This is a genomic window from Kitasatospora sp. NPDC003701 (assembly GCF_053587085.1).
Genome location: NZ_JBSFNM010000065.1, coordinates 18,481 through 30,821 on the forward strand (window position 1 = coordinate 18,481; position 12,341 = coordinate 30,821).

Sequence of the window (12,341 nt, forward strand, 5' to 3'; positions counted from 1 at the left end):
ACATGCCCTGGAATGGGTACTTGTGCACGCAGGACACTCTGGAAGTGAGCGATGGGACTACGCCCGACACACCTCGGCTACGCCTACCAGGACTTGCTCACCGCGCTCCGTCTTGTGGACCTGACGGTGGGGCACCTGAGGTCGGTGGTTGTCGACACCAAGATGTTCTCCGGGGACCGGTTCGACGACATCACGTGCGAGTGGAGCAACGGCAGCCGCGAGCGGCTGCAGATCAAGCACACCGACCACGATCGCCCGTTGTCGGTCGAGAGCTTCACGAAGGACACTCGCAGTCTCCGTCTGGATCTCCTTTTCTCCTCCATCGGTCACGACCTCGAGACAGCACCCGGCACCTCGCACCGTCTCGTGGTGCGCGACACGGATCCGGACGACGCCGATCTGGCCAAGGTGCTGCGGCCGGTGAGTGCGAGCACCGACCCGGGGCCGGCCCTGCACGGTCTGATCAGCAGGCGGTTCCGCTTCGACGTAGCAGCGCTGCGGGCCCGTGAGCCATGGAACACGATGCTCGCCGGCATCAATGACGATCTACTCGACCGTGCCTGCGCGTCCCTGGTCGTCGACACCGGTGTTCCGGCGTTCTCGCTCAACATCCACGACCCCGGGCCGGCCGAGGCGGCCTTGCTGCACCGGGTCACCGAAGAGCTCGGTGCCGGACGGCCGCCGAACCGACACCGTTCGCCCGAAGAGGTCGCACTCGGCCTCATCGAAGCGGCAAAAGCGGCACGCAGCCGCAACGGGACCGTGACAGCCGAGGAGCTGCTTCCCCGCCTGGCTTTGGAAGTCGACTTCGGGGCTGTCCGTGAGGGGCACCCTGTGGACCGCGCCGCCGAGGTGCGGCGCCCCGTAGTGCTCGCGAGCCTGGTGCAGGCTCTGGAGGACACGGCGCGGCAGGGGGGTGTCGTGGTGGTGTCGGGCGCGCCCGGAATCGGAAAGTCGTGGTTGTGCGAGCAGCTGGCGGACGACCTGAAGGACACCTGGTTTGCGGCACGTCATCACTGCTGGCTAGGTGCCTCGGACACGGATCGTGAACAGCGGGTGCTCACTGAGGTAGTGATCGGCAGCCTGCTCCAGCAACTCGAAAAAGCCGCCCCCGAGGCGGTGGCCGAGGTCAGACCGCGCTTTGCCGCCACACCCGAGACGCTCGTGGGCGCTGTCACCGCGACGCGGCGCCTGGCTCCGGATCTGCCGATCGCGTTGATCGTGGACGGCATCGACCATGTCAGCCGGGTGCTCGGGCACAGCACGGGCGGCGCATTTCGGGAGCAGTCGGACCCAGCCGCGTTCCTGGTCGAGGAGCTCAGTACTCTGAGGATGCCGCGCGGCGCCGTCCTCGTTCTCGCCAGTCAGCCGGGTCCCCACCTTGCGTCGGTGGACGCCGGTGCCGACCGCTTCATCGTTCCTCCTCTCAAGCGCCCCGAACTGCGTGACTTGGCGGATCGTCTGGGTCTGCTGTCGGTCGTGGCGTCGTCGGCTGTCGGCCCGAAGCCTATCGACCAGGCGGAAGCAGCCGTCACCTTGATCGAGGAGCGCTCGCAGGGCAACGCCCTCTACGCTACGTATCTGTGCCGGCAGGCTCTCGGACCGGCACCTGGACTGGGATCGCCGCACGCGCCGGCCGTGGCGGGCGGCCCCCTCGACCGGCTGCGCGAGGTCCCTTCATCGACGCACGACCTCGATGACTACTACGGCTACCTGTGGAAGGGTCTGACCGACCAGCAGCGCGGTGCCGTCAGCATGCTCGCGGTGTGCGACTTCGCCGTGAGTGCGGAGGAGCTCGGAGAGATCTTCCCGCTGCCCGGGATGCTGCTCGGTGCCGCGCTGAGCAGCGTGGCACCGATCGTCGCGCAGCAGCCGGGCATCGGTGGGCTGAGGATCCACCATGAGAGCTTCAGCCGCTTTGTCCGCCGGAGTGACGGCGACCACCGATGGGTCGATCAGGTTCGGGCCCAGGCCGCCGAGTGGCTGTTGCAGCGTGGGTTCTTCACAGATCCGCGGGCGTTCAGGCACCTGCCCGAGCTCTTGTCCGCTCTGGGCCGTGACGACGAACTCGCCCTGCTGATCGGTCCTGACTTCCTCTCCCGGGCGATTGCCGGGCTGCAGCCTCCGCGCGCCATCATCCATACCCTCACCGTGTCCGCGCGACGCGCGGCGGCCCGCAAGGACTGGCCCACGCTGGTGCGTTGTGTGGAACTCAGCCGGGCACAGGCGACCTACCATGACGAGGGCCTCCCGGTCTCACTGGTGCCGTACGCGGATGTGCTGGTGGCGTTGTCGGGGGCTGACCGGCTGGCGGCGAGCCTGATGTACGAGGGCGTGCCCACGATGCCGGCGCGGTGGGGTCTGCAGTTGTGCGCGGCCGTGGACCGGGCCGGCTTTGCCGCCCCGTGGGAGGCCTACCTGGCAGCGTGGGACGAGGCACGTGACCGCGAGCGCACACGCTTCGGCTCCGAGAGTGACGAATCGGTGTTCCTCGCCGAGTTGCGGGGACGGATCCGGATTCCTGGCCGGGATACCGACGATCCCGGCTCCGGACACGAGCCGCTCACTCTCGGGCAGCGTATCGCCCGATTCCTCGACCAGGACAACCTGGAATCCCCCGCGCGTGCTGTCGGTGTGCTGCTGGACTGCCTGGACCCCGAACCCTTGATCGAGAGTGCGCAGCTCATCGAGCGTCCCGACCGGCGCACTGCCCTGCTGCTCCATCTTGCGGAGACCCGCGGCAACGGGGGCGGCGCTCTGTCCTCAGCCCGGATGCTGGCCACCGCGGCCTGGGCCAGCGGGCCGTGCGACCCGCAACGGCTGCTCCACCTCGGCGTAGCAGCCACAGACCTTGCCGACGACCTGTTCCCCGAGGGCATCACCGAGACACTCGCACGGGCAACACAGGAGGTGCTGACCGACCGGGCCGGCGCGCTGTCCGGACCGGTGGGCAGGTGGCTGTCGCTGCTCGCCGTGGCGCACGCAGTCGACCAGCATGCCCCCTCCCGGCTGCTCCCCCTGTTGGACGGCGTCGGTTTCTACCGTGCCTGGCTGCGGTTTACTGTTGCCACCCTCGGCCTGCGCCGGGACATCGATGCGGGGAAGATCCCTGCCGAGGCCGCGTCCACGGCCGCCCGCGTGTCGCTCGAGGAGCTGGCCGAGCATGCAAACCCGTTCACCGGGCAGCCACGGGCCTGCGACCTCATGGACATCCACCACCTCGTGCGGCGCGTACTGCACGACGCCGCCACCCTGCTGCTCGACGACGACCTGACGCTGGGTATCGCAGCCCTGCAGGCCGTCAGCCGCGGGACCACCACGTCGCTCATGGGCATGGCCGGCTCCGGCCCACTGATCACCACGGCGCTGGTGTCCCTGCTCGCCGAGAGCGCGGGCCAGGCCGGGGCCAGCGTCGTGCGCGAGCTCGTGGAGACGCTGCGCACGGCGCAGGCCGGGCGCCGCGCGCTGTACTCGGAGGACGCCGACTTCGAGCTCGAGATGGCCCGGGTCAGTCTCGCCTGCGGCGATCCGCAGGAAGCGCAGCGCTGCTGGGAGCGTGCCGCCCGGTACATGGGCGCGTACGGGGGCCACAAGGACGTCACCATCGACGAACTGCTGGACCCGCTGCCCCAGCTCATGCAGGCCGACCCTGTCCAAGCGCGTGTACGGCTGGCCCACACACAGCCCCTCGTGCATCTCGTCGCGGATCACACCGACGGACGGGGCACCGACGGAACTCCGCACGAGTGGTGGCGCTTTCTGGCCCGCCTGGACCCGCAGGCCGCCGCGCAGCTGGGTACTGACTTGCTTATGGCCGAGCCCGGACTGCCCGACGCCCGGGTGGAGGCAGCCCACCAGCAACTGCTGTCCACGCAGGCCGACACCGCCGACCCTGTCGTCCTGGCCGCGCTCCGAATCGCCGCAGGACCCGACGGCCACTCCCAGAAAGCCGACGTCGCCCTGCTCAGCCGACTCGCCGACCTACCAGGCAATGACGCAGCGCAGGTGCGGCGTGTCCTGCCGCTGCTGGCCAATGCGATCATTTCCACCTACGACGACCAGGTCCTGGTCTCCACGTCGGACAGTGCCGGGGACGAACACACCGTTGCGCTGCTCGCGGCGGCACAGCGGTGCGGCGGTGAGGGCGGCCCGCTCTGGACACCCAGGCCGGCTCCCCTGAGAACCTCCCGTCATTGGCGGGGCCCCAAAGAGCGCACCGCCACGCGTGCTCTCCTGCATGCCCAGCAGCGGCCTGCACTCCCGGAAGGAGCTGCTGGCATGCTGGCCGCGGTCCGTGACCACAGCAGCAAGGCATATGACAATCCGCCCGGTCCACGGTGGTCGAGGGACGCTCTGGCCAATGCGGTGGGATGGAGGCTGCTGGAGGTCATCGATGGCCATGGAGCTTCCGCGGCCGCCCAAGTGCTACACCGGATCGCCGACGAGATGAGTGTGTCCGGGCCCGTTGAGCTGCTCGCCGACCTCGCCGACGGGCTCCACGCGCGCCGAGACGTCGCCCCCGATGTGTTCGGTCCGCTCGCCGCGACGGCGGGCATGCTCGCTTTCACCAAGATGCGGGGCGGCGGCGGATGGAGATCCTTTGCCGGCACTGATCGGCTGGATCTGTGGCAGCAGGCGCACTCCGCCGACGCCCCCGGCGCGGCCCAGGATCTCGCGGACCGGGTAGCCGATGCTGTCGCCGGCGCTTCCTACAGCCGCACCATTGGTGTCAGCCAAGCGCTTGTCTCGGCGTTTGCCGTCCAGCCGCCGCTCACTTCGCCTCCAGCAGCCGAGGCGTTCGCGTGCTGGGATGCGGCGTACGAGGTCATCGCCCACCGCTTGCCGGGCGACGCCCACCTCGGGGAGGACGTCTACGTCCCAGCCGCGGAGCCGGCCGGGCAGGACGACGTCGACGAGGCGCTGTGCCGACTTGCCCTGGCAACCGTTGCTTTCCCCGAGCGGGCCGTCAAGCGCCGCGCCCTGGTCGCCGCGGCGGTCCTCCTCGCGGGTAGGCCCGGGCATGCGCAAGCGGCACTGGCACACGTCCTCTCCCCCTGTATCGGAGCCGGCCCCCTGACCTGGCTCCTGGCCGTCCTGCGCAGCCACATGCCGGACGGGTCACTGGAGACCGCCCTCCGCGAGCAGCTCGTGACCCTGTGTGGCAGCGACATGCTGTCCGTCCGGGTGGAGGCCGCCGCGATCCTTACCCGGGCCGGGCACCAGCCGCCCGCCCCTCCGGCGACCGCGGCGCATCCGACACTCGCACGTATCCTGTCCGCAAGCTTGAACACCGAGGACTGAACATGGACGACCCTCGGCAGTACGCGACCAACCTGGTCGACCACTATCTGGGCGTACGCCTCGACGCCGCCGGGTCCCCAGCCGGCCTTCGTGAAGCTGTCATCGACCTCGTCACTGACGCCTTCGTCGAGAACATAGAGCCTTTGATGTCCGCGCAGCTGGACATGCTGACCAACCGTCGCTCCCAGATGCCCGACGCATACCTCGCCGACCAGGCAGCCGCGGAAGACGCTCTGCAGCAAGCCGCGGCAGGCCTGCGCGCCGTGCTCGCCCAGAAAGGGCACCTCGGCAATGCCCAGGCCTTCGAGCGCGGTGCGGCCGCACGACTGTGCGATGATCCCCAGACGGCCCTGCGGGCCGAACTCGCCCGCATTCCCCGGCCCCCGACTCGGCCCGAAGCGCTGCGGTGGACACTCGATCCCGCGCCCTGGTTCAGCGACAGCCAGCAGGACCAGCAGCCCTGGCCTCCTCCCGGCCTCGCCTCCGTCGCCGGCTTGCGGTCAATGCCGCAGAACGCGTCGGCCTTCCCTCGAGTGACCGACGGCCCTCACACGGGCTGGGTGCAGATCGGCCTCGTCGAACGGCAGCGCACTCCTGCCCGCCGCCACCCGGACCAGCCCGCCCGCCAAATGTGCCTCGTCGTCGGACTGGAAGCCTCCGACGACGGTCCGCCGCCTGGCACACTGCCCATCTCCCAACTTCCCTGGCGGCTGTGGACGATCCCGTGGCGCCGACTGGCACTCGGCTTGGCAAGTACTGAGGCCGCAGCCGAGCATCTCCGGGCGCGCGACCAGCCCCTTGTCGGACTCACCGACGCCGGCAGCACTCCGATGGTCGGCACTCCCCGCCCTCGGCGCGGGCCGGGCGTGCCCCCGTACATACTTGCGCCTGTCGCACCAGTCATCGCAGCTCTCGACCTTGCACCCACGGACGGCATTTGCGGGTTCAGCCTGAGTGATGAGACCGGTGAGGCACTCATCTTTCGCCAGTGGCGGGGGCACTTGGTCCACGACGGAAACTATGAACCTCTCCTGCCTGCGATCACAGGGGCAGACATCATCATCCGCCCTGACCTGTTCACACGCCTGTGCGACATCATCGGCCCCTCACGCTGCCGAGCCGGCATCAATATCGACCATGCGTCAGCGCCCCGCGACGATGGCCTCCCCTCCGACGATGATTGAGACACGCAGCACTCGAACACCTCGACCCTCAGCGCCAGAACGCCAGGTGCCGGTCACGTAGACGCCGCCGTCCTCGCTGGAGCGCACGTAGCTCACGGCAAATCCGCACTGCAGCCAGGGACTTCGACACCGGCGGCCTCGGCAATCCCACGCAGCCCCAGGTTCCCCGGGAACCGCCGAACGGGCACGCCAACACCGGAGTCGATCATCTGCCGGGCGCGGATCGGCCCGGCCGCCCGACCGTGCAACGCCCAGTTGGCGGCATGGACCTCAACCATGACATCGTATCTGGCACCGTACTCACGCGCGTCGACGCCGACGGGCAGCCGCCGCCGAGCGTGATAATCACTGGTGTACACCAGGTTGAGGAGATCCAGATGACGTGGGCGCGGAACTCTGGCCCCACGAATCTGACAGCAGAACAATTGACAGTAGGTCAATAACCGGGGACCGGGAGGCTACAGATTACCAACCCGCGCGCGTCCTGATCGTGACAGGTGACAGAGACCTCTTCCAGTTGGTCGACGATGCCCGCGGCGTGCAGGTCCTCTACCCGGTCAAGGGCGTCGGCCACGCCCAGATCATCGACGAGGCCGCCCTGCGCGAGAAGTACGGCGTAACCGGCTCCCAGTACGCCGACATGGCCGCCCTGCGCGGCGACCCCAGCGACGGCCTGCCCGGGGTCAAGGGCATCGGCGAGAAGACCGCCACCCAACTCATCCACGAGTACGGCGACCTCGCCGGCATCCGCGCCGCCGCCGACCCCCTCTCCAAACTCACCCCCGCCCGCCGCAAGAACATCCTCGAAGCCGCCCCCTACCTCGACGTCGCCCCCACCGTCGTCCGCGTCGCCACCGACATCCCCCTCCCCGACTTCGACCCCGCCCTCCCCCGCGAACCCCTCGACCCCATGACCCTCGAAGCCCTCAACACCCGCTGGGGCCTAGGCACCCCCCTCACCCGCCTCCTCGACACCCTCGCGACCGCCCGCTAAGAACGGAGCCCGCGTCCGTCTCCGCGCTGGCTCCCCGGCACGTCCCGAGACTCGGCAAACCACCCCTACACGGGCTCCGACCTGCGAAACCGCCTCTCATGAGCTCTCGGCGATTCTCGCCCGTCCTCGTCCTCATGTGCACCCGCTGTGCACCGGGAGCCGTTCCAGCCTGACGAGCCGTCAGTAGAGGCAACGCATCGGGCCCCGTCCTTCAGCAACCAAGAGTGACGGGGCCCGTCCCGTTCCCGGCCGCCAACCCGACGGCTACTACATCCATCTCGGCTAGTACTGCCGCTGCTCCACCAAGGCGTGATCGTGCCATCTGGTACTACGCTGCTTTCAGTGTGGCGGGCAACACAAGTCTGAGCAGGACAAGGAGCAGCGGTGGCGCGACCAGGTGACGAGCAGATGGCGTCTAGCACCCCGATAACCGTCACCGATCCAGTCATCCTGGTTCTAGCCTCCGGCGCGACCCCGGCTGCAGTCGGCACCGCCCGCGGACGTCTGTTCGAGAGCTTCGTCGCCCAGTTGCTTCATGCCTACGGCTACAGCAAACCCTCCACCGAGCGGCTCAACATCACGGCTAATGGCATCGAGCTGGATGTTGCCGCCTCCCATGAAATCACCCGTCAGACGGCACTGGCCGAGTGCAAGGCCTACAGCAGCCACGTCCCGGCTTACATGGTGGCTGTCTTTCACAGCAAGCTGGTCACCAAGCGCAAGAGCACCTCTGACGACGACGTGCAGGGCTTCTTCGTCGCAATTCCCCGCCTCACAGCTGACGGACACGAGTACGCCGAGCAGATCACTGCAAATGACTCGGGCTTCCACTTGCTCACCGCCCGCGACATCACCGACAGACTGACGGAGCGCGGTTGGATCGTGGACTGCCCGACGAGCGGACCACTGACGAGCGACTTGGCCGTTGTGATCACCGAAGACGGTGTGTACTCGGCCTGCCTCGAACTGGATACCACCTCCCGTAAGCCTGTGCAGGTATTGGTGTGGGCTGCCCGCGGTCCAGTGCCTACCTCGGTCATCGCCGCCGTGGCCGCCGCAGGGTATGCCCAGGGCTGCCGAGTGGTCGATGCACGCACAACTCCTGTCGGCCCGGTTCAGGAACCGACTTCGCCCGAGCCTGCTCCGGTAATCGTGTCGGTCACAGGCAGCAGGTCAGACTTCGAATACCAACTCCCCGCCGCGCCAAGGTTCTTCGTCGGACGCAAACGGCTTGTCGACGACCTTTGCCGGGCCCTCGACAACAATGCCGGACTGTTGGTGCTCAACGCCCAGTCCGGATGGGGCAAGAGTTCAGCTGCCCTGAAGCTGGAGGCCCTGGCCAAAGAACGCAAGGGCTTCGCCCTGGTCACGGACACTCGCACCGCTACGCATCGACGGTTCGTCACCGACGCCCTGAGCCTCGCCGCTCAGAGGGCGCAGGAGGCCAAGGTCCTGACCCTTCCCCCCAACGCGAGCTGGGCCAGCCTCCCTAGTGCCCTTCAGACCCTTCGAGCCGCCACATGGCACGCTGGTCCGCTCGTGGTCTTCTTCGACCAATTCGAGAACGTCTTCCGTGACGTGGATATCACTCGGGAATTTCGTGACCTCGCACTCGCCATTCGGGATCTTTCCGATCACGTGCTGATTGGCTTCGCATGGAAGACCGATGTTGTCGCATGGACAGAGAACTATCCCTTCCAACTCCGTGACCAGATCCGCGATAATTCCACTCACCTCAGCCTCGGTCCTCTGGGCCCCAGCGAAGTTGATGTGCTGCTGCGCCGTCTGGAGAAGGAGATAAACGCACCCCTCGCTCGCGATCTGCGTAATCGACTGCGTGAATATAGCCAGGGATTGCCCTGGCTGTTCAAAAAGCTCGCCGGACACCTGCTGCGCGAGGTCCACGCCGGCGCGACACAGGAAGACCTGGCTAACGAGGCCCTCAATGTGCAGAACCTCTTTGACGCTGACCTGGCTGAGCTGTCGCCCGTCGAGTACGAAGCAGTGCGTCACATTGCCCGCTACGCACCGATTGCCATCAGCGAGGTAACCGAACGAGTTACTCCCCAGATCGTGGAATCACTTGTAAACCGACGCCTCATCGTCCAGGTCGGTGAACGGTTGGACACGTACTGGGACATTTTCCGAGACTACCTCAACACGGGCAGCGTTCCCGTTCAGGACTCTTACATCCTGCGCATGGGACCAGTTTCCGTCGCCCGTCTGCTGAACCATGTCGCCGATAACGATGGCGACAGCCACGTCCGCGACCTCGCTCTCCATATGAGGACCAGCGAGACAGTCGTTTTCAATCTCAGTCGGGAGCTGCGATTGCTCGGCGCAGCCGCCTACGAACCTAACCGGGTTCGCATTCTCCCAGATATCTGGCAGGCCGAAGACCAGGAGTTCGAACTTAGGCGCCGCGTCGTCACGGCCCTTCGCCGCCATCGCGCTCTCAGCACCTTCGCTGCCCTCGCCGAGCGAGGCGGAAGCGTCACCATTAGCGCCTTCGCACGAGAACTGCCTACAGCATTCCCAGCTGTTGAGGTTCGCGAATCAACCTGGATCGGCTACGCACGAGTCTACCTGCAGTGGTTCGAATACGCTGGCCTTGCTGTTCAGAAAGGCTCAGCATGGATGGTCGCACCTGAGGGAACCCGGGGAACGCCCGATCTGCTGAACGGCGGATACCGCCGCCGCGCCCGAGGTGGCTTTCCTCATGATGCCCCGGTCCCTCGCTACGCCTTCTGCTTCAGATCGCCGCAGGCCAAACAACGGTGTCAGATGCGGACCGGCGTGCGGTCAACCAGCTGCTGGTTATCGGCGCGCTGATCGAAACCGCACCGAATTCCTACCGCATCCACGACGGACTCGTGGTCAACGGCCGGCTCAAGCCTGCCGCACTCCAGAGCCTGATGCGTACCGTGCCGAGCGTCGCAGCCGGCCTGGCCGTGCTTGAAAAAGACCCCGCTGCACGCGCCGAGGACATCGGCCAAGCCGTACAAGCGGCAGCAAGCGCTGATTGGGCTATCGGCACCGCCACCGGCGTGGGAAAACACCTACGGGCGTGGGCCCGCGAAGCAGGTATAACTGTCCACTCACCGCGCACAACTCGCCCCCAGGGACAGGATGGTCTTTTCTGACTACGGCGCGTGATGCAGGCAGCCGGGGCGCGACCGCCCGTAGCCGACTGGGCGTTTCACGAGGGTCTACCGTGACTGCTTGACGGCAGCACGGCCTCTTGAGCCCACTCTCATTTAGGGCTGAACGGCACTGACCTGCGCCTTCTTTCGACCTTCCCCTACCCGCCCCGGAGGCCGCGAGCACGCCAGGACAGGATGCGCGCCCTGAAGGCCCACCTCGCCCTAAAGATGTCCGCTTTGGAGCCCATTGCGGGGCTCGAACCAGCGACCCCCGCTTTACAAGTTTTCCCCAGGTAAGCCACTGACCTGGGCAAATGCCGCCGTCGGGGCGTCTGACCTGCGGAAATCGCTCTCAGTAACTCTCCAGATCTCCCGTCAGTTCTCGCCCTCATGTGTACTGAATCCGTACGCCGAGATGCTTCGCAAGCCCGCTCGGCGACGACTGCTCGCTCGCACTCAGCCCACGCGACTCACCTTCACCATATGCCGGGCCCAGTACGTCGCGAGGCTTCGCCTGCCTGAGTCGTTGGCCTACCGCCGGCGATCAGGCCGAGCTAGCTTGAGCTCCATCGCGACACGCCGTTCCACCCACGCTGAAAGTCTGTTGGCCGGGTGGTGATCGCCTGCCAAGGTGAGCAGATGACGGACAGCGCCTTCTACTCCGACCGCGCGGGTTACTCGGTGCCGCGGGTCCACGAAGAGATCTCGGCACCGGTGTGGCGGGGCCTCGCTGCGCTCATCCAGCGCCGGGTCAAGGACGGGTCACTTGCCAGGGCTTTCCCTCGATACGACTGTTCAGACGGGGACAGCTACATCACCGGCACCGACGAGCAGGGCTTCCTCGACACGCTCAGGGTGCTCGTCCCTGGCCTGGCGGGGGTGGGGATGCGTGATCCAGAGCAACAACCGGCCACGCTGACCATCCTGGACGTCATCGACTTCGTGGCCCAGCACATCGACAAGCCAGCTCGACGCGATCATCACGGCTTCATGCAGCATGATCATCTGTTCTTCGAGCGTCCGCTCGATCCATACTCACTGTCCTTCACCGCCGAGCGCCCCGAGGGCCAGGCCGAGTTCCAGCGCGACATCGAGAAGATCTTCGCCCGAAACGGGATCGCCTTCACGCTCGGCGACGATCTTCGCGTTCGGCGGCTCGGACCTCTTGACGCTCGAACCGTGATCTCGGACTTCAAGCCGGCCACCGGCGACGCGACACTGGACGCCAAGCTGTCTGAAGCAGTGGCCCGGTTCCTCTCCAGGAACCCGAGCGACCAGCAGGACGCCCTGGAGAAGCTCTGGGACGCCTTCGAGCGCCTCAAGACGCTCGAACTCGGCGGAGGCAACAAGAAGGCTTCCGCAGATCAGCTCCTCGACCGTGCTGCCCACGGCTCCGCTCCGTTCCGCAGTCTCCTGGAGCAGGAATTCAAGGTGCTCACCGAGATCGGCAACAAGTTCACGATCCGGCACCACGAGCACGACAAGCACGCCGTCCCGGCCAGAGGCGCCATGGACTACCTTTTCGTGCGGATGCTGTCGTTGATCTCCACGGTTCTTCGCGCAACGGGGCGGCTGGCTTCCTGATCCCGGCCTGGCCGGGTAGTGCCACTGCGGCAGGCTCGGCAGCGACGTCATGCAAGACGAACAGCCGCCGTTTTTTCGATGAATCTATACTCGTCCGCCTCCAATGACGTCATTGCAATGAAGTGGATCGGCGGG

At 66.8% G+C, this 12,341-nt stretch carries 6 protein-coding genes and 1 pseudogene; 6 read left to right on the top strand and 1 reads right to left on the bottom strand.

Annotated features, from left to right (window positions below; genetic code table 11):
• Positions 1-51 precede the first annotated feature (51 nt).
• Both ACWDRR_RS37125 and ACWDRR_RS37130 read left to right on the top strand, forming a co-directional pair.
• Complete coding sequence (locus ACWDRR_RS37125) at positions 52-5,301, top strand: AAA family ATPase (protein ID WP_449776686.1); 5,250 nt, start codon at positions 52-54, stop codon at positions 5,299-5,301.
• A 2-nt stretch (positions 5,302-5,303) separates the two neighbouring features.
• Complete coding sequence (locus ACWDRR_RS37130; RefSeq protein WP_449776687.1) at positions 5,304-6,485, top strand: hypothetical protein; 1,182 nt, start codon at positions 5,304-5,306, stop codon at positions 6,483-6,485.
• 92 nt (positions 6,486-6,577) lie between these two features.
• On the opposite strand, the gene ACWDRR_RS37135 is transcribed toward ACWDRR_RS37130, so the two are convergent.
• The gene (locus ACWDRR_RS37135) at positions 6,578-6,844 is read right to left on the bottom strand and encodes a hypothetical protein (RefSeq protein ID WP_449776688.1); all 267 of its coding nucleotides are present in this window, start codon (positions 6,842-6,844) and stop codon (positions 6,578-6,580) included.
• 128 nt (positions 6,845-6,972) lie between these two features.
• Between ACWDRR_RS37135 and ACWDRR_RS37140 the strand changes: the two are divergent.
• The 4 genes and pseudogenes from ACWDRR_RS37140 to ACWDRR_RS37155 all read left to right on the top strand — a co-directional run.
• Positions 6,973-7,479: pseudogene (locus ACWDRR_RS37140) on the top strand (5'-3' exonuclease); the annotation flags it as partial.
• A 408-nt stretch (positions 7,480-7,887) separates the two neighbouring features.
• The gene (locus tag ACWDRR_RS37145) at positions 7,888-10,311 is read left to right on the top strand and encodes an nSTAND1 domain-containing NTPase (protein ID WP_449776689.1); all 2,424 of its coding nucleotides are present in this window, start codon (positions 7,888-7,890) and stop codon (positions 10,309-10,311) included.
• The gene (locus ACWDRR_RS37150; protein ID WP_449776690.1) at positions 10,257-10,622 is read left to right on the top strand and encodes a hypothetical protein; all 366 of its coding nucleotides are present in this window, start codon (positions 10,257-10,259) and stop codon (positions 10,620-10,622) included. Before ACWDRR_RS37145 ends, ACWDRR_RS37150 begins: the two co-directional genes overlap by 55 nt.
• Positions 10,623-11,261: 639 nt before the next feature.
• Positions 11,262-12,206 carry a hypothetical protein gene (locus ACWDRR_RS37155; RefSeq protein ID WP_449776691.1) on the top strand — a complete coding sequence of 315 codons (945 nt, stop codon included), beginning with the start codon at positions 11,262-11,264 and terminating at the stop codon, positions 12,204-12,206.
• Positions 12,207-12,341 lie beyond the last annotated feature (135 nt).

What these genes read in the sequence shown, in the direction of transcription:
- ACWDRR_RS37125 (WP_449776686.1), top strand. Translation starts at nt 52, where the DNA reads ATGGGACTACGCCCGACACACCTCGGCTACGCCTACCAGGACTTGCTC.
- ACWDRR_RS37130 (WP_449776687.1), top strand. Translation starts at nt 5,304, where the DNA reads ATGGACGACCCTCGGCAGTACGCGACCAACCTGGTCGACCACTATCTG.
- ACWDRR_RS37145 (WP_449776689.1), top strand. Translation starts at nt 7,888, where the DNA reads ATGGCGTCTAGCACCCCGATAACCGTCACCGATCCAGTCATCCTGGTT.
- ACWDRR_RS37155 (WP_449776691.1), top strand. Translation starts at nt 11,262, where the DNA reads ATGACGGACAGCGCCTTCTACTCCGACCGCGCGGGTTACTCGGTGCCG.